Origin of the sequence: Gemmiger formicilis (genome assembly GCF_016901605.1) — a bacterium.
Taxonomy (GTDB): Bacteria; Bacillota; Clostridia; order Oscillospirales; family Ruminococcaceae; genus Gemmiger; species Gemmiger formicilis_B.
In genome coordinates this window covers 1-230 of record NZ_JACJKP010000709.1, presented here as the reverse complement: position 1 = coordinate 230, position 230 = coordinate 1, and the positions used below count along the sequence as shown (strand labels likewise).

The following is a 230-nucleotide window of genomic DNA, read 5'->3' as shown; positions in this document are numbered from 1 at the left end:
TTGCGCCTGTGTGATATGCACACCATCCCGGTAGCCACCAATATTGCCACGGCCGAGGTACTCATCCACGGCCTGGAACGGGGCGACCTCGCCTGGATTGAACTGCAGCGCGGCCGCAAGTAAGCATACAACCAAAAAGAGCCGGTTTCCCCTACGGGAAACCGGCTCTTTTGTTTGGCATTATTGGTAAACGATGGCTTTTTTGACGCGGTCGGAATCTGCCGCGCTGC

Annotated in this window: 1 pseudogene; it reads left to right on the top strand. The window is 56.5% G+C overall.

The features are described 5' to 3' along the window. A pseudogene (locus tag H6B10_RS18200) lies at window positions 1–123 on the top strand (methylglyoxal synthase); the annotation flags it as partial. Window positions 124–230: the final 107 nt, after the last annotated feature.